Source organism: Acidovorax sp. NCPPB 3576 (assembly GCF_028473605.1).
In the GTDB taxonomy this organism is placed as follows: domain Bacteria; phylum Pseudomonadota; class Gammaproteobacteria; order Burkholderiales; family Burkholderiaceae_C; genus Paracidovorax.
Map to the genome: position 1 here is coordinate 2,168,528 of NZ_CP097267.1, position 18,008 is coordinate 2,186,535.

Sequence of the window (18,008 nt, forward strand, 5' to 3'; positions counted from 1 at the left end):
GTATCTGCCAGCACGCTCATTGAAAAAAGCCGCCAGAGCAATAAAGACTAGGGCAGTGTGCTATTGAATTGGTAGCAATTCGCCGCGCACACAACAAGCCCTTCATTCGGACAGGGCGTTCAGCAGTTCGGTTTCGATCTGAATCTGCCGGGCATTGCTTTGCAGTTCGGGTCCATGCACCAGAAAGATGTCTTCCACCCGTTCGCCCAGCGTGCTGACCTTGGCCAGTTGCACGCTCAGGTGGTGCCGCGAAAGGATGCGCGCCACCAGATAGAGCAGGCCCGCACGGTCGCTGGCGGAGATGTTGATGAGCCAGCGCTGGGCCTTTTCATCGGGGCGCAGGGTGACGCGCGGAGCCACGGGAAAGCTTTTGACCCGGCGCGAGACACGCTTGCGCGCCGGCTCAGGCAGGCCCGCGGTTTCGTCCTCGATCGCGCGGGCGAGGTCGCTTTCCACCATGTGCGTGAGTTCGCGGTAGTGGCCGGCCTGCTCCGAGGCCACGACCTGGAAGGTGTCGAGCGCGCAGCCATCGTGGGCGGTGTGCACCCGCGCGTCGAGGATGCTGAAGCCCGCCCGGTCGAAGTAGCCGCAGATGCGTGCGAAAAGATCGGGCTGGTCCGGGGCATACACCGCGACCTGCAAGCCTTCGCCCGCCAGCGATTGCCGTGCGCGGACCACGGTGCGGCCCGTGCCCACATGGCGCGAGAGATGGCGTGTATGCCAGGCGATGTCGGCCGCTTCGTGACGCATGAAATAGCCCACATCCAGCGTGTCCCACAACTTCTTGTGTGCCTCGAACGGCTGGGCCTGCAGCGCCAGCATGACCATGGCTTCGCGTTTGCGGGCCTCGATCTCGGCGGCGGCATTGGGGGCGTGGCCGCCCAGGGCGCGAAGCGTGGCGCGGTACAGGTCTTCCAGCAGCTTGCCCTTCCAGGCGTTCCAGACCTTGGGGCTGGTGCCGCGGATGTCGGCCACGGTCAGCAGGTACAGCGCCGTCAGGCGCCGTTCGCTGCCCACGCGCTGGGTGAAGGCTTTGATCACGTCGGGATCGGACAGATCCTGCTTTTGCGCGACCTGGCTCATGGCCAGGTGCTCGCGCACCAGGAACTCGACCAGCGCCGCGTCTTCCTCGTCCACGCCGTGCTGGCGGCAGAAGTGGCGCACTTCTTCGGCGCCGATCTTGGAGTGGTCGCCGCCACGGCCCTTGCCGATGTCGTGGAACAGCGCGGCCAGGTACAGCAGCCACGGCTTGTCCCAGCCGCCGGCCAACTGCGAGCAGAACGGGTATTCGTGCGCATGCTCGGCCATGAAGAAGCGGCGCACGTTGCGCAGCACCATCAGGATGTGCTGGTCCACTGTATAGACGTGGAACAGGTCGTGCTGCATCTGGCCCACGATGCGGCGAAACGGCCAGAGATAGCGCCCGAGCACCGAGGTCTGGTTCATGAGCCGCATCGCATGCGTGATGCCCGAGGGCTGCCGCAGGATCTTCATGAAGGTCGCGCGGTTGACCGGGTCGCGGCGGAAGGCGCTGTCCATCGCCCCGCGGGCGTTGTAGAGCGCGCGCAGCGTGCGCACCGACAGGTCCTTCAGCCCCAGCGTGGTTTCGTAGAGTAGGAAGGTTTCCAGGATGGCATGGGGGTTCTTTTCGTACAGGTCGTCGCTGGCCACTTCGACGAGGCCGGCCTTTTCGAAAAAGCGGTCGTTGATGCGGTGCAATTCGTGCGTGGAGGGGCTGAGCCGCTCCTCGATGTTCAGCAGCAGCATCTGGCTGAGCTGCGACACGGCCTTGGCCGCCCAGTAATAGCGGCGCATGAGCGTTTCGCTCGCGCGCATGGCCAGGCGCTTGCCGTCGGGCGAGTGCGAGCGGTAGCCGAACGATTCGGCCACGGCGGTCTGCAGATCAAACACCAGGCGGTCTTCATGCCGGCCGGCCACGGCGTGCAGCCGCGCGCGGATGAGGAACAGCACGGCCTCGTTGCGCTCGATCTGGGCCACCTCGAACGGCGTGGCCATGCCGTTGGCGGCCAGTTCGCGCCAGTCGCGCCCCAGGCCCGCGGCACGGGCCACCCACAGCACCGTCTGCAGGTCGCGCAGGCCGCCGGGCGATTCCTTGCAATTGGGCTCCAGCGAGTAGGGCGTGTTTTCGTATTTGTTGTGGCGCTGGCGCATCTCCAGCGTCTTGGCGATGAGAAAGTCTTCCGCGTGCATCTGGGCGTCGTAGCGCTCCTGAAAGGCACCGAACAGCGACGCGCTGCCGCAGATGCGGCGGGCTTCGAGCAGCGAGGTCTGCACAGTGACGTCGGCCGCGGATTCGGTCAGGCACTCGGTGACCGTGCGCACGCTGGAGCCGATCTCCAGGCCTGCGTCCCAGCAACTGCCGATGAACGATTCGATCGGCGTGCACGAGGTGCTGCCGGCCCCGGGCGAGGTGCCGTCGGGCAGCAGCACCAGCACGTCCACGTCGGAATGGGGAAACAGCTGCGCCCGGCCATAGCCGCCCACGGCCACCAGCGCCAGATCGTCCGGCATGCCGGCGCGCTGCCACAACTGGCGAAGCAGGCGGTCGGCCAGGGTGGAGAGCTTGTGGAGAAGGGTGCGGACGCCGCGCGTGTAGGCGCCCGTGGATTGCAGCGAAGCGAGCAGCGTGGCCTTGTCTTGGCGGTACGCGTCGCGCAGGGTGTGCAGGTCGGTCATGGACGGCGGCGGAAGTGGCTGGCGCTGGTGGGGCAACATAGATTGCAGGTTACACCGGCCGAAGCAAGAACCGTGCGGCCAGCCACCGCGCGGCCGGCCGCGCGCCGTCCCCGGTCAGGTCTTGGTGGCGGTCACGAAGCCCGGCAGGGGAGGCGATCCGGCCGACAGGGTGAGCACTTCGTAGCCGGTCTCGGTCACCAGCACGGTGTGTTCCCACTGGGCCGACAGGCTGCGGTCCTTGGTCACGATGGTCCAGCCGTCGTTGCCGAATTCCTTCACCTCGCGGCGGCCGGCGTTCAGCATGGGTTCGATGGTGAAGGTCATGCCGGGCAGCAGCTCATCCAGCGTGCCGGGGTAGCCGTAGTGCAGCACCTGGGGCTCTTCGTGGAATTTCTGGCCGATGCCGTGGCCGCAGAACTCGCGCACGACCGACAGGCCATGGTGTTCGGCGTATTTCTGGATGGCATGGCCGATGTCGCCCAGGCGGGCGCCGGGCTTGACGCGCTGGATGCCGATCCACATCGCGTCGAAAGTGAGGCTGCACAAGCGCTTGGCGGCGATGGACACGTCTCCGATCAGGTACATGCGGCTGTTGTCGCCGTACCAGCCGTCCTTGGTGATGACGGTGACGTCCACGTTCATGATGTCGCCCTTCTTCAGGGGCTTGTCGTTCGGGATGCCGTGGCAGACCACGTGGTTGATCGACGTGCACAGCGACTTGGGGTAGGGCGGGTAGCCCGGCGGCTGGTAGCCGATGGTGGCGGAGATGGTGCCCTGCTGCGCCATGCACTCGGCCGCGAGGCGGTCGATTTCGTTGGTGGTGATGCCAGGCTGGATGTGGGGCGCGATGTAGTCCAGCACTTCCGAAGCCAGTCGGCATGCCTCTCGCATGCCGGCGATGCCTTCGGCGTCTTTGATGGTGATGCTCATGGGGGCAATTATCCCATCGGCGCCTGAGGGCGCAGGCCACCCAGGCGAAGGACTCGGCTGCGGTGCGATGCGGCCCCGGTAAAATGCCGGGCTCAGCATTCTTCCGCACCCTGTGGTGCCGGTCCCAGTCAGCGGCCGGCCGTTCGGGGTGGGGCCGCACCTTTTCCATCACCCAACAGGCCGCCGAAGTGATCTCGCCGACATCGTCCACGAAGCCCTCCTTGCACCTCAGCACGTTCGAAGGCGGCAACGCCCTCAGCGCCTTTCGCATGCGCCAGCTGCTGCCCCAGCTGCAAGCCATCCACGATCGCATCACGGGCATCGCCGCACGTTTCGTGCACCTGGTGGCCACCGACGCGGTGCCGACCCCGGCCGAGACCGAGCGCTTCGCCGCGCTGCTGACCTACGGCGATCCCTACGGCGGCCCGGCCGATGGCCCGGCCATCGTCGTCACGCCGCGCATGGGCACGGTGTCGCCCTGGGCATCGAAGGCGACCGACATCGCGCACAACTGCGGTCTGGCGCTGCGCCGGGTGGAGCGCATTACCGAGTACCGCATCTCCCTCAAATCCGGGCTGTTGGGCGGCACACCCACGTTGACGGACGCGCAGCGCGGCCAGATCGCCGCGCTGCTGCACGACCGCATGACCGAATCGGCCGTGTGGGACCGCTCGGGCGCATCGGCGCTGTTCACCGAACTGCCGGCCGCGCCGATGGAGTTCGTCGATGTGCTGGGCGGCGGGCGGGCGGCGGTCGAGGCGGCCAATGCCCAGTGGGGCCTGGCGCTGGCCGACGACGAGATCGACTACCTGGTCAATGCCTTCCAGGGCCTGGCGCGCAACCCCACCGACGTGGAGCTGATGATGTTCGCGCAGGCCAACAGCGAACACTGCCGCCACAAGATCTTCAACGCGCAGTTCACCATCGACGGCGAAAAGCAGGACAAGAGCCTGTTCGCCATGATCCGCAACACCCACCAGCTGGCGCCCCAGCACACGGTGGTGGCGTATTCGGACAACGCCTCGGTGATGGAAGGCACGCACGTCGAACGCTTCTTGGCCAAAATGCCATCCAGCGCAATTGGGACTAGGGCAGTGTGCTATGAAAAAAGTAGCGCCACCAACCACATCCTGATGAAGGTCGAGACGCACAACCACCCCACGGCGATTTCGCCATTTCCCGGCGCCTCCACCGGCGCGGGCGGCGAAATCCGCGACGAAGGCGCCACGGGCCGCGGCTCCAAGCCCAAGGCGGGCATGACCGGCTTCACGGTGTCCAGGCTCTGGGGCGGCTGGAGCGATGAACAGGGCGGCAAGCCCGAGCACATCGCAAGCCCGCTGCAGATCATGGTGGAAGGCCCCCTGGGCGGCGCGGCGTTCAACAACGAGTTCGGCCGGCCCAACCTGCTGGGCTACTTCCGCGAATACGAGCAGTCGGTGGGCGGCGTGGACCGCGGCTACCACAAGCCCATCATGATCGCGGGCGGCCTGGGCACCATCGATGCGGGACTCACGCAGAAGATCGAATTTCCGGCCGGCTCGCTGCTGATCCAGCTGGGCGGCCCGGGCATGCGCATCGGCATGGGCGGCAGCGCGGCCAGTTCCATGGCCACGGGCGCGAATGCGGCGGAGCTCGATTTCGACTCCGTGCAGCGCGGCAATCCCGAGATCGAGCGGCGCGCCCAGGAGGTCATCAACCACTGCTGGGCGCAGGGTGCCGACAACCCCATCCTCGCCATCCACGACGTGGGTGCGGGCGGGCTGTCCAATGCCTTCCCCGAACTGACCAACGACGCCGGCCGGGGTGCGCATTTCGACCTGCGCGCGGTGCAGCTCGAAGAGTCGGGGCTGGCCCCGAAGGAAATCTGGTCCAACGAAAGCCAGGAGCGCTACGTGCTGGCGATCGCGCCGCAGTCGCTGGAACGGTTCCGCGCGTTCTGCGAACGCGAGCGCTGCCCGTTCGCCGTGATCGGCACCGCCACCGAGCACCGCCAGCTGGTTCTGGAAGACACCGCCGCCACTGGCGAGCAGAAGCTGCCGGTGGACATGCCCATGGAAGTGCTGCTGGGCAAGCCGCCCAAGATGCACCGCGACGTGAAGACCGTGCAGCGTGAATTCGCGCCCATCGACCTCACGGGCGTGGCGCTGCAAAAGGCGGTGATCGACGTGCTGGCGCACCCCACGGTGGCGAGCAAGCGCTTTCTCATCACCATCGGCGACCGTACGGTGGGCGGGCTGTCGCACCGCGACCAGATGGTGGGCCCCTGGCAGGTGCCGGTGGCCGACTGCGCCGTCACGCTGGCCGACTATCGCGGCTTTGCCGGCGAGGCCATGAGCATGGGCGAGCGCACGCCGCTGGCCGCCATCGACGCGCCCGCCTCGGGCCGCATGGCCGTGGCCGAGGCCATCACCAATCTGCTGGCCGCGCCGATCGATTTGCCGCGCGTGAAGCTGTCGGCCAACTGGATGGCCGCCTGCGGTGAGCCCGGCGAAGATGCCGCGCTGTATGCCACCGTGAAGGCCGTGGGCATGGAGCTGTGCCCGGCGCTGGGCATTTCGATCCCGGTGGGCAAGGATTCGCTGTCCATGCGCACCCAGTGGAAAGATGAAAGCGGTGCGAAGAAGGTCACCTCCCCCGTGAGCCTGATCGTCAGCGCCTTCGCCACGCTGGCCGACGTGCGCGGCACGCTCACGCCGCAATTGGATGCCGTGGAAGACGACACCACGCTGGTGCTGATCGACCTGGGCCATGGCAAGGCCCGCATGGGCGGCAGCATCCTGGGCCAGGTGCTGGACCAGAGCGGCGATGTGGCGCCCGACCTGGACGACGGGCAGGACCTGGTGCGTCTGGTCGATGCCGTGAACGCACTGCGCGCCAAGGGCCAGATCCTGGCCTACCACGACCGCAGCGACGGCGGCCTGCTGGCCGCAGTGGCCGAGATGGCCTTCGCCGGCCATGTGGGCGTGGCGTTGAACGTCGATCTGCTCGTGACCGAGGGCGATGGCATCAGCGACAGCCGCATGGAAACGGGCGATGCCAAGAATTGGGCCTCCCAGGTCAGCGCTCGCCGTGAGGAGTTGACGCTCAAGGCGCTGTTCAACGAAGAGTTGGGCGTGGTGCTGCAGGTGCGCACCGCCGAGCGCAACGAGGTCATGCAGACCCTGCGCGAGCATGGCCTGTCCAAGTCCAGCCACTTCATCGGAAAGACGCGGCCCCCGTCGTCCGCCATGGACGCCGGCAAGGGCGAGCTGCAGGTGTGGCGCGATGCCAAGAGCGTGTTCAGCGCCACCCTGTCCGACCTGCACCAGGTGTGGGACGCGGTGAGCTGGAAGATCACGCAGCAGCGCGACAACCCGGCCACGGCCGATGCCGAGCATGCCGCAGCGGGCGTGCCGAACGACCCGGGCCTGCACGTGGCGCTCACGTTCGATCCGGCCGAAGACGTGGCCGCGCCGTTCCTGAACCTCGCGCGGCCGAAGGTCGCCATCCTGCGCGAGCAGGGGGTCAACTCGCACATCGAGATGGCCTACGCCTTCACCGAGGCGGGCTTCGAGGCCTACGACGTGCACATGACCGACCTGCAGACGGGCCGCGTGCAACTGGCCGACTTCGCCGGCGTGGTGGCTTGCGGTGGCTTCAGCTACGGCGACACGCTGGGCGCGGGCATCGGCTGGGCGCGTTCGATCACGTTCAACCCGGTGCTGTCGGACCAGTTCCAGGGCTTTTTCGGCCGCAAGGACACGTTCGGCCTGGGCGTGTGCAATGGCTGCCAGATGTTCGCCGAGCTGGCCGACATCATTCCCGGCGCCGAGGCCTGGCCGCGCTTCACCACCAACCAGAGCGAGCGCTTCGAGGCGCGGCTGTCGCTGGTGGAAGTGCTGGAGTCGCCCAGCCTGTTCTTCGCCGGCATGGCGGGCAGCCGCCTGCCGATCGCCGTGGCGCATGGCGAGGGCTATGCCAATTTCAAATACCGTGGTAACCCGGAGCAGGCCATCGCCGCGATGCGGTACGTGGACCACCACGGCGCGGCCACCGAGCAGTACCCGTTCAATCCCAACGGCAGCGCGGGTGGCCTCACGGCGGTGACCACGGCCGATGGACGGTTCACGGCCATGATGCCGCACGCCGAGCGCGTGTTCCGCAACGTGCAGATGAGCTGGACCAGCGGCGATCAGAGCGAGCTAAGCCCGTGGATGCGCATCTGGCGCAACGCGCGCCAATGGGTGGGCTAGGAGCGTAGCAGGCGAGGGGCGCCCAGCGCCCGCTGCTGCGGCCGGCGGGCGGCTGGCCCTGCCCTTCAGGCGCGCTGGTACACCAGCAGCCGCCCCTTGTACGCGGGCGCTTCGCCCGCAGCGGCGCGGTCCAGGCGCTCCTCGTGCAGCCCGAAGCCTTGCGCGGCCATCTGCTTGCTGAACGCGGCGCGGTTGCCCCGGTCGGGGTCCACGATCCAGACCTGCGCCGCCGGCCCCGCATGCAGGGCGATGTAATGGGCGAGGCTGGCGCGCGCGTCGCGTTCGTACAGCAGGTCGCTGCCCATGATCAGGTCGAACACGCCGTGCACCGGCCCGCCGTGTGCCTGCGCGAGCGGGCTTTCATCCGGCTGCGGAGGCCCCAGCGCTTCGCCGCTGCCCCATTGGCCCTGGCGGTACTTCATCGGGGCCATGCCATTCAGGCGCAGGTTGTCTTGCAGGAAGGTGCCCGCCAGCGGGTGGCAGTCGCTGGCCGTCACGTCGGCGCCCAGGCGATGGCACACCAGGCTGGCCAGCGCCAGGCCGCAGCCCAATTCCAGAATCCGCTCGCCGGCCTGCACGGGCCGGGCCGCCATGCGCGCCGCCAGTTGGGCGCCCGAGGGCCACAGAAGGCCGAAAAGCGGCCAGGCGGCGGAGGAGATGCCCAGAGATTCGGCATCGCCTGCAGGGTCGAAGAACTGCTGGCGGTCCAGCAGCGACTGGATGACGAGGTCGTCGGTGCCGGCGATGGCGATGGTTTCTTGCTTGGTGAGGTAGCCTGGCATGCGGCGTGAGCGAGAGCCCGCGTGAAGGACCCCGGTGTCGGTGGGAAGGCCGCCAGTATGCGCCTTGCACCGACACGAAGGCCTGTCAGCGCATTGCTATAGTGGGCGCCGCCTGGGCGCTTGGCGCCCGTTGTCGGCTGGCGTGTCTCGCCTGCGCGGCGCCCACGGGCCCGCTTTCTCCCTCGATTTTTTAAGGATTCCCATGGCCGGTGCCAGCCTTTTGACGCTGCTCGACGATATCGCCACCGTTCTGGACGACGTGGCCCTGATGACCAAGGTCGCTGCCAAGAAGAGTGCCGCCATGGCCGACGACGTGTCCGTCATGACCAAGGTGGCGGCGCAGAAAACCGCCGGCGTGCTGGGCGACGATCTGGCGCTCAATGCCCAGCAGGTCACGGGTGTGCGCGCCGAGCGCGAGATTCCGGTGGTCTGGGCGGTGGCCAAGGGCTCGCTCATCAACAAGGCCATCCTGGTGCCGGCCGCTCTGCTGATCAGCGCGTTCATTCCCTGGGCGGTGACGCCGCTGCTGATGGTGGGCGGCGCGTTCCTGTGCTTCGAGGGCGCGGAAAAGCTGGCCCACCGGTTTCTGCCCCACGGCGATGCGCCCAAGGAAGAAGCGGGCCGCGAGGCGCATGCCCTGGCCAATGCCAACCCGGCGGTGGACATCGCCGCCTTCGAGAAAGACAAGGTCAAGGGCGCGGTGAGAACCGACTTCATCCTCTCCGCCGAAATCATCGCCATCACGCTGGGCACGGTCGCCAGTGCGCCGTTCGGCCAGCAGGTGGCCGTGCTGGCCGGCATCGCGCTGATCATGACGGTGGGCGTGTACGGCCTGGTGGCCGGCATCGTCAAGCTGGACGACCTGGGCCTGTGGCTGACCCGCAAGACCAGCCGAGCCGCACAGGCCCTGGGCCGCGGCATCGTGGCCGCCGCGCCGTGGCTCATGAAGGTGCTTTCGGTGGCGGGAACGGCCGCGATGTTCCTCGTGGGCGGCGGCATTCTGGTGCATGGCGTGCCGTTCATCCACCACGCGGTCGAGGGCCTGGCGGCATCGGCTGCCGAGTGGCCGGCCGGCGGATTGTGGCGCGTGCTGGTGCCCAATCTGCTCAATGCGGTGGTGGGCATCGTGGCGGGCGCGATCGTGCTGGCGGGAGTCACGCTGGTGCAGCGCATGCGGGGCAAGGGCGCGCATTGACGGAAGGGGAGAGGGGCAGGGCGCCTTCCGGCCTGCTCGGCGCGCAGCGCAACCTGCTGGCGGTTTGATCCATGGCAAGGCCGCCCGGGCCGTTTGCCGGCCCAATGCATGCACGGGGGTCGTCCCCGTTCAACGCATCGAGTTTCCGTATGAAAAAAAACCTGCTGGCCCTGGCCGTTCTGTGCGCATTGACCTCCGGCGCCGCCTTCGCGCAAACGGCGGAAGGCCCCTGGCTCATTCGTGCGCGGGCCGTGAACCTGGATTCCTCCAACAAGGACAGCACCGGCCTGGGCCTGTCGATCAACGACAAGACACTGCCTGAAGTCGATATCTCGTACTTCTTCAACCGCAACATCGCTGCCGAACTGGTGCTGACCGTGCCCCAGAAGCAGCGGCTGTCCTCCAGCGCCCTGAATGCGCAGATCGGCACGCTCAAGCACCTGCCGCCATCGCTGATGCTGCAGTACCACTTCGACACCGCAGGCTTTCGCCCCTACGTGGGTGCGGGCGTGAACTACACGCGGTTTTCCAGCGTGCGCCTGCCCGCCGGTGTGAGCATCGATAAAAGCAGCTGGGGCGGCGCCCTGCAGGTCGGCGTGGACATTCCGCTCACCAAGAACCTGGTCCTGAACTTCGACGTGAAGAAGGTCTATATCCAGACCGACGTGGTCGCAGCGGGCGCCAAGCTGGGCACGTTCAAGATCGATCCGATCCTGGCCGGCGTGGGCCTGGGCTGGCGGTTCTGACCGCGGGCCGCGGGTTCGGCCATTGACAGCCTGGTGGGCGAAGCCGGCGCGTTGCGCCGGCTTTTTTCATGGGCTGCTGCGTCCCACATCGGCGCCGAAAGGTCCCGATCCGCCCGAATGGCCCCACATGCGCCGCCACAGCGCGGCGAGGGCCGTGCCGATGTCCGTCGGGCGCTGTCCGCGCAGCGCCACGTCGGGCTGGCCGGCGTCCAGTTGCTCGGGCGTGCCGAGATCGAACTGGAAGGTGTAGTCGGGCTCCTGCCCCATGCGCAGGTCGGTCACCAAGACGCGGCCTGCCCGCGCGCGCATGCGATAAAAGCCGTGGCTGAAGCGTGCCACCTGCTGCACGGCGGGCACGGCCTGGTAGCGGCTGATGAGCGGGGCGCCGCGCTCGTGCACCGTCCATTGCATGGGCTTTTTGCCGTCGGCCAGGGCATAGAAGCCCTCGGCGTACTGGGTCGGCGTGACGGCCACCACGCGCCACAGCAGGGTGTTGAAGGGCGTGGGGGTGACCAGCACCGTCTGCACCGGCAGGCCCTGCGTGTGCAGCGATTGCAGGGCCACGCCGGTGACGTGCTGCTGCACGCCCACGCTCCACGCCAGGTAGAGCGTGCTGAGCGCCAGGCCCCAGCGGTTCCAACGCGCCCCGAGCGGCGCGCCGCTGACCAGCGCTGCCACCACGCCGACGATCAGCGGCACGGTGTACAGCGGGTCGATGATGAAAATGCTGCCCACGCCATAAGGGTGGCTGGTGAACGGCTTCCACAACTGGGTGCCGTACACCGTCATGGCATCCAGCAGTGGATGGGTGATGAGCGCAAGCCACATCGCCAGCCACCACCTTCGCCAGCCGGCCTGCTCGCCATGCAGGCGGGCCACCAGCGCCCCCAGGGGCAGCGAAAACAGGCTGAGGTACAGCAGGGCGTGGCTTTCCGCCCGGTGCTGAACCATGTCGGCAATGGCATTGCCGTGGTCGATGAAGGCGTCCAGGTCGGGCAGTGTGCCCGCCACCGCCCCCCACAGCGCGGCTTTCCAGGGGGCGGTGCGCCGGCCCATCACGGCCAGGGAGACGGCGGAACCAAGGGCGATCTGGGTCAGGGAATCCATGGCGTCAGGGCGGGCCGCATCGGCGGCGATGGTGTCGATCGGCGGAGTGTGGCCCAGCCGCGCCAGTGTGCCAACGCGGCCGGGAAAAAGCCGTGCGGCGGCGGGGATGATCTGGGGCGGAGCTGCCTAAAAACGCCGTTCCGGGCCGAGCCGAGGTAGCGGACGTGTCCTACAGCCGGGCGCTGAGCCGTCTGTAATGCTCTGTTACATGGCGTTTGCACGTCGCCCGAGAGCGATCCGAGAATGGCCATGCGTTGCAGCGCTGCCCGATGGTGCGCTGCGATCCAACCGACCCCCAGCCCCCGAGCGCCATGCAAAACACACCGCACCACGACATCCTCCAGGGGCTGCTCAGCCATCCCGCGTTCATATCTCCCAAGTATTTCTACGACCAGCGGGGCTCCCAGCTCTTCGAGGAAATCACCCGATTGCCCGAGTACTACCCCACCCGCACCGAGCACGCCTTGATGCGGGCACACGGCGACGACATCGCCCGCACCGTGGGGCAGGGCGGCACGGTCATCGAACTGGGCGCCGGCAACTGCGAGAAGGCGCGCACGCTGTGCCGGCTGCTGCAGCCTCAGCGGTTCGTGGGCGTGGACATTTCGGCCGACTTCCTGCGCGAGGGCGTGGCCCGGCTGTGCGCCGACCTGCCGGGGCTGAAAGCCCACGCGGTGGCGGGCGACCTGACACGCGCCATCCAGTTGCCCCCGGACATTCCCCGTGCCCGCCGGGTCGTGTTCTACCCCGGCTCGTCGATCGGCAATTTCGATCCGCCCCAGGCGCTGGAGCTGCTCTCTCGCATGCGCGCGATGGTGGATGGCGACGGGGCTTTGCTGATCGGCATCGACCTGCCCAAGGATGTCGAGGTGCTTGAGGCGGCATACGACGATGCCGCCGGCGTGACGGCCGCGTTCAACCGCAACGTGCTGGCCCATGTGAACCGGCTCATCGGCAGCGATTTCGCGCCCGAGGCCTGGGAACACCGGGCGTTCTTCAATGGGGAGCAGTCGCGCATCGAGATGCATCTGGAGGCGCGCGACGGTGCCCAGGTGCGATGGCCCGGCGGTGGCCGCGACTTTGCCGCGGGCGAGCGCATCCACACCGAAAACAGCTACAAATACAGCCTCACGGCCTTTCAGGCGCTGCTGGCGCGCGCGGGTTTTTCGCGCGCGCAGGCCTGGACGGACGAGCGGGGCTGGTTCGCCGTGGTGCACGCCCAGCCATGAACCTCGCCACCCGCATTCCCCACCCCGTCGCACCCGGCACGCTGGGCGCGCGCTACACCGAGGTGCGCCGCGCCTCCATGGCCCTCGCCCTGCCGCTGTCCGACGAGGACTGCTGCGCGCAATCCATGCCCGACGCCAGCCCCGTCAAATGGCACCTGGCGCACACCACCTGGTTCTTCGAGACCTTCGTCCTGGAGCCGAACGAGGCCGGCTTCGCGCCGTTCCATCCGGCTTTCCGGGTGATCTTCAATTCCTACTACAACGGCGTGGGCGACAAGCATCCGCGCGCACAACGCGGCCTGCTGACGCGGCCCGAGCTGCCGCAGGTGCTGGCCTACCGCGCCGACGTGGACGGCCGCATGACCCGCCTGCTGGCCGAGCGGCCCCATGATGCCGCGCTGGCCGCTTTGGTCGAGCTGGGGCTGCAACACGAGCAGCAGCATCAGGAGCTGATCCTCACCGACGTCAAGCACCTGCTGTCGTGCAGCCCGCTGTGGCCGGCGTACCGGCTCCCGGGCCACGGGGCGCAGGCGCAGCAGGCCCAGCCGTCGCCGGCCGGGGGCGTGCCGCTGGCGTGGCAGCCCTTCGCTGGCGGCGTATGCGAGATCGGCCATGCCGGCGCCGAGGGCTTTGCCTTCGACAACGAAGGCCCCCGCCACCGGGTGTATCTGCAGCCATTCGAGCTGGCCCATCGCCCGGTGACCACGGCCGAGTACCTGGCCTTCGTGGAAGACGGCGGCTACCAGGAATCCGCCCACTGGCTGGCCGAGGGGTGGGACTGGGTCCGTGCGCAGCAACTGGCGCATCCCATCTACTGGCAACGCAAAGGCGCGACGTGGTATGAGTTCACCCTGGCCGGCCCGCGCCCGCTGCAGTCCCATGCACCGGCGGTGCACCTGTCCTATTACGAGGCCGACGCCTATGCGCGCTGGGCGGGCGCCCGCCTGCCCACCGAGGCCGAATGGGAGGTGGCTGCGGCCCAGCAGGGCGCCCATGCCGACAATGGCCATTTCGCCGACAGCGGCACGCTGCATCCGCGGCCCGCGTCCTATGCAGGGCGGGGCCTGGTGCAGTTGTTCGGCGACGTGTGGGAGTGGACGCAGTCCAGCTATGCGGCGTATCCCGGGTTTCGCGTGGCCGACGGCGCGGTGGGGGAGTACAACGGCAAGTTCATGGTCAACCAGTACGTGCTGCGTGGCGGCTCGTGCGCCACGCCAGCGGGGCATGTGCGGGCGACGTACCGCAACTTCTTTCCCGCCACGGCGCGCTGGCAGTTTTCGGGGCTGCGGCTGGCGCGGGACCTGTGACAAGATTGATTTGCTATTGAATCAATAGCGGTATGCCCTAGTGCTGATTGCGCTGGAGGCCAAAAAGACCATGAATTGCGTGGAAGCCGGCGGCCGCAGTCCGCCGCCCCGGCCGCGCGGCGGTCACACCGCCTGCAACGCCTGCGCCAGATCGGCCTGCAGGTCGTCGATGTGCTCGATGCCCACGGACAGCCGCACCATGCCTTCGGTGACCCCGGCCTTGGCCAGCTCGCCCGCGTCGAGCTGGCGGTGCGTGGTCGATGCGGGGTGCGTGGCCAGCGAGCGGGCGTCGCCGATGTTCACCAGCCGCGTGAACAGCTGCAGTGCATCCAGGAAGCGCGCACCCGCTGCACGCGGGTCGGTGCCTTCTTGCGAACGCAGGCTGAACGACAGGATGCCCGATGCGCGCCCGCCCAACTGGCGCTGCACCAGCGCATGGTCCGGATGGTCCGGCAGGCCGGCGTAGCGCACCCACTCCACCTTGGGATGGCCTTGCAGCGCACGAGCGATGGCCAGCGTGTTCTCGCAGATGCGGTCCATGCGCAGCGCAAGCGTCTCGATGCCTTGCAGGATCAGGAACGCGTTCTGCGGCGCCAGCGCCGCACCGGTGTTGCGCAGCGGCACCACCCGCGCGCGGCCGATGAAGGCCGCCTCGCCCAGCGCCTCGGTATAGACCACGCCGTGGTAGCTCACGTCGGGCTCGTTCAGGCGCGGAAAGCGCGCCTTGTGCTTTGCCCAGGGGAACTTGCCGCTGTCCACGATGGCACCACCCACGCTGTTGCCGTGGCCGCCCAGGTACTTGGTGAGCGAGTGCACCACGATGTCGGCGCCGTGCTCGATGGGGCGCAGCAGGTAGGGGCTGGGCACCGTGTTGTCCACGATGAGCGGCACGCCGTGGTCGTGCGCGACCTTGGCCAGGGCTGCGATGTCGGTCACGTTGCCCAGCGGGTTGCCGATGGATTCGATGAAGATGGCTTTGGTGCGCGCGTCGATGTGCTGCGCGAAGCTGGCCGGGTCGCGCGGATCGGCAAACCGCGTGGTGATGCCCTGCTGGGGCAGCGTGTGGGCGAACAGGTTGTAGGTGCCGCCGTAGAGCGTGCTGGCCGAGACGATGTTGTCCCCCGCCTCGGCGATGGTCTGGATCGCATAGGTGATGGCCGCCATGCCCGACGCCACGGCCAGCGCGGCGATGCCGCCCTCCAGCGCCGCGACGCGCTTTTCCAGCACGTCGTTGGTCGGATTCATGATGCGCGAGTAGATGTTGCCCTGCACCTTGAGGTCGAACAGGTCGGCGCCGTGCTGGGCGCTGTCGAAGGCGTAGGCCACCGTCTGGTAGATGGGCACGGCCACCGCCTTGGTGGTGGGGTCGGGCGACTGTCCGGCATGGACGGCGAGGGTTTCGATCCGCATGGGTTGTCTCTTTCTGGGGTGACGGGAACAGGTTGCGTGAAGCGCAGGCGAGGCCTGCGCAACGCGGCGCGGGCCATTCTTGCACCGCGCGCCCGGTGCCCGAACAACGCATTGGCTATGTGCTTATGCGCGCACCGTGGCCCGTGCGCCCGCCACCGATCCCGTGCGGGTGGGGCTTCCCGCTTGTCGGCCCCTCGGGCTTTACGCGGTGGCTTTGCCCGTCGCGGGCCGTGTGCGGTAGAACTGCATCGGCACCGCCTGCATGTCGCGCGCGTGCTGGTTGATCACCGACTTCTTCATCTTGCCCACCACGTGCATCTCGCAGGGCTTGCAGTCAAAGCGCAGGGTGAGCTTTTCCTTGCCGTTGATGAGCTGCAGCGGCTCGGCCTTGATGGTGCCCTTCACGCCGATCACGCCCTTGGCCTGCTTGGGGCACAGGCTCATGGAAAAGCGCACGCAGTGCTTGGTGATCATCAGGCTGACTTCGCCTTCCTCTTCCTTCGACTCGTAGGCCGCATCGATCACCTTCACGCCGTGCTTCATGTAGAAGTCGTGCGCCTTCTGGTTGAACACGTTCGCCAGGTAGCTAAGCGTGTCTTCGGGGAAGGGCGCGGGGGGCTGGACGGGCTCGGCGCGGGGCAGGCGCACGAGGCCGGCGGTGCGCGCCGATTCGAGCGCGGCCACCGCGTCGCGGCGCAGCGGGTTCAATGCCGAGGCCGGAATGAACCAAGGCTGCGAGAGGCTCAGGGCGATGTCGTGCACGGAGAACAGCGTGGCGCCGAAGCGTCCGAGCTGCTCGCGCAGCGTGGCCTCGGCTTGGGGCCCGTCGGTGGCGCGCTGGTGCGGGTGCACGATCGCCGCGCTGCCGACGAAGCCGTCCTCGTCGGTCAGCGTGAGGTCGAAGCCATCGGGCGTTTCGGACAGCTGCGCCCACAGGCCGATGCGCCGGTCGCTCGACTTCTTGTCGAGCGTGCGCACCCAGTCCATGTCGCGGTTGCGGTTGATCTCCAGCCCTTTGCGCAGATCCTTGAAGCCGGCGATGGGGTCCTTGGGGAACACGCGCCACAGGCCTTTTCTGGCGTTGACGGCCTCGGCGCGGTTGATCTGCAGGCCCACCAGTTCCTTTTGCAGGTCGTAGTAGCACAGGCCGTCGCCGTTGTGCAGCACGGTGTCCGGGCGGGACAGTTCGAGTTCGGCGAAGTTCTCGCCCACCTTGGTGACCCACCCGATGGCGCGACCCGGCGTCTTGGGCGTGTCGAACGCGCCGATGTCGTCCTGGCGCCCATTGACGAAGTAGTCGGTGAACTCGCGGTTGAAGTTCTGGTCGGGGTCGGGCGTGAAGGTGAACGTGGTGCGCCCGGACGACGAGCGCACCAAAGGCTCGGCCGAGAACTCGCGCTCTTCGATGATCTCGTCGAGCAGCTTGCGGTAGTGCGCCGTGATGTTCTTCACGTAGCCCATGTCCTTGTAGCGGCCCTCGATCTTGAAGCTGCGCACGCCGGCATCGATGAGCGCCCGCAGGTTGTCGCTCTGGTTGTTGTCCTTCATCGACAGCACGTGCTTTTCGTGGGCGATGATGCGCCCGCTGCCGTCCAGCACCTCGTACGGCAGGCGGCAGGCCTGGTTGCAGTCGCCCCGGTTGGCGCTGCGGCCGGTGTGCGCATGGGTGATGTAGCACTGGCCGGAATAGGCCACGCACAGCGCGCCGTGCACGAAGAATTCGATGGTGGTGCGCGCCGGGTCGGTGGCGGCTCGCACGGCGGCGATCTCCTGCAGGTCCAGTTCGCGCGCGATCACGATCTGCGACAGGCCCGCGTCCTGCAGGAAGCGCGCCTTCTCGGGCGTGCGGATGTCGGTCTGGGTGCTGGCGTGCAGCTGGATGGGCGGCAGGTCCAACTCCAGCAGGCCCATGTCCTGGATGATGAGCGCGTCGGCCCCGGCGTTGTACACCTGCCAGGCCATCTGCCGCGCGCCTTCCAGCTCGTCGTCCCGCAGGATGGTGTTCAGCGTGACGAAGATGCGGCTGTGAAAGCGGTGCGCGTGGCGCACCAGGCGCTCCAGGTCGCGCAGATCGTTGCCCGCGCCGGCCCGGGCGCCGAAGGCCGGGCCGCCGATGTAGACGGCGTCGGCGCCATGGTTGACGGCCTCGATGCCGATGTCGGCGTCGCGCGCGGGAGAGAGCAGTTCGATCTGGTGGGGCAGCAGGGACATGGGGCGCGATTATCCCAGCGGCCGCCGCCGGTGCCTACCCAGGCGAGCCTGGCCAGCCGGGCATTAGCGCCACGAATGCCCCGCAATCTGCACTGAATTGGTGCGATTTGTCCCGAATCGGGTGCATGGCGCGGCTAGCATACGCACGCCTTGCCGCCGGCT

At 67.9% G+C, this 18,008-nt stretch carries 11 protein-coding genes; 5 read left to right on the forward strand and 6 right to left on the reverse strand.

What is annotated here, in order from left to right:
* Window positions 1-102 precede the first annotated feature (102 nt).
* On the reverse strand, window positions 103-2,697 hold the full coding sequence (locus M5C98_RS10000; protein ID WP_272552507.1) for a [protein-PII] uridylyltransferase: 2,595 nt from the start codon (window positions 2,695-2,697) through the stop codon (window positions 103-105).
* Between the two features lie 114 nt (window positions 2,698-2,811).
* Window positions 2,812-3,627, reverse strand: coding sequence for a type I methionyl aminopeptidase (map, locus tag M5C98_RS10005; protein ID WP_272552508.1), 816 nt, complete (start codon window positions 3,625-3,627; stop codon window positions 2,812-2,814).
* Between the two features lie 221 nt (window positions 3,628-3,848).
* On the opposite strand from map, the gene purL reads away from it, so the two are divergent.
* Window positions 3,849-7,859, forward strand: coding sequence for a phosphoribosylformylglycinamidine synthase (gene purL / locus M5C98_RS10010; RefSeq protein WP_272552510.1), 4,011 nt, complete (start codon window positions 3,849-3,851; stop codon window positions 7,857-7,859).
* A 65-nt stretch (window positions 7,860-7,924) separates the two neighbouring features.
* Here purL and M5C98_RS10015 read toward each other — a convergent pair whose 3' ends face one another.
* Window positions 7,925-8,641: a class I SAM-dependent methyltransferase gene (locus tag M5C98_RS10015; RefSeq protein WP_272552512.1), complete on the reverse strand. Its 717-nt coding sequence runs from the start codon at window positions 8,639-8,641 to the stop codon at window positions 7,925-7,927.
* A gap of 202 nt (window positions 8,642-8,843) precedes the next feature.
* Between M5C98_RS10015 and M5C98_RS10020 the strand changes: the two genes are divergently transcribed.
* Complete coding sequence (locus M5C98_RS10020) at window positions 8,844-9,836, forward strand: DUF808 domain-containing protein (protein WP_272552514.1); 993 nt, start codon at window positions 8,844-8,846, stop codon at window positions 9,834-9,836.
* 149 nt (window positions 9,837-9,985) lie between these two features.
* A complete protein-coding gene (locus tag M5C98_RS10025; RefSeq protein WP_272552515.1) occupies window positions 9,986-10,582 on the forward strand; it encodes an OmpW/AlkL family protein in 597 nt (198 codons plus the stop codon).
* Between the two features lie 66 nt (window positions 10,583-10,648).
* Here M5C98_RS10025 and M5C98_RS10030 read toward each other — a convergent pair whose 3' ends face one another.
* On the reverse strand, window positions 10,649-11,689 hold the full coding sequence (locus M5C98_RS10030; RefSeq protein ID WP_272552516.1) for a metal-dependent hydrolase: 1,041 nt from the start codon (window positions 11,687-11,689) through the stop codon (window positions 10,649-10,651).
* Between the two features lie 311 nt (window positions 11,690-12,000).
* Here M5C98_RS10030 and egtD point away from each other — a divergent pair, with 311 nt between their 5' ends.
* Window positions 12,001-12,918 (forward strand): L-histidine N(alpha)-methyltransferase, encoded by a 918-nt coding sequence (gene egtD, locus M5C98_RS10035; RefSeq protein ID WP_272552517.1) that lies wholly within the window; start codon window positions 12,001-12,003, stop codon window positions 12,916-12,918.
* Complete coding sequence (egtB, locus tag M5C98_RS10040) at window positions 12,915-14,225, forward strand: ergothioneine biosynthesis protein EgtB (protein ID WP_272552518.1); 1,311 nt, start codon at window positions 12,915-12,917, stop codon at window positions 14,223-14,225. The genes egtD and egtB overlap by 4 nt, the downstream gene beginning before the upstream one ends.
* 123 nt (window positions 14,226-14,348) lie before the next feature.
* On the opposite strand, the gene M5C98_RS10045 is transcribed toward egtB, so the two are convergent.
* The gene (locus tag M5C98_RS10045; protein ID WP_272552519.1) at window positions 14,349-15,635 is read right to left on the reverse strand and encodes an O-acetylhomoserine aminocarboxypropyltransferase/cysteine synthase family protein; all 1,287 of its coding nucleotides are present in this window, start codon (window positions 15,633-15,635) and stop codon (window positions 14,349-14,351) included.
* 201 nt (window positions 15,636-15,836) lie between these two features.
* Complete coding sequence (locus tag M5C98_RS10050) at window positions 15,837-17,846, reverse strand: peptidase U32 family protein (protein WP_272552520.1); 2,010 nt, start codon at window positions 17,844-17,846, stop codon at window positions 15,837-15,839.
* Window positions 17,847-18,008 lie beyond the last annotated feature (162 nt).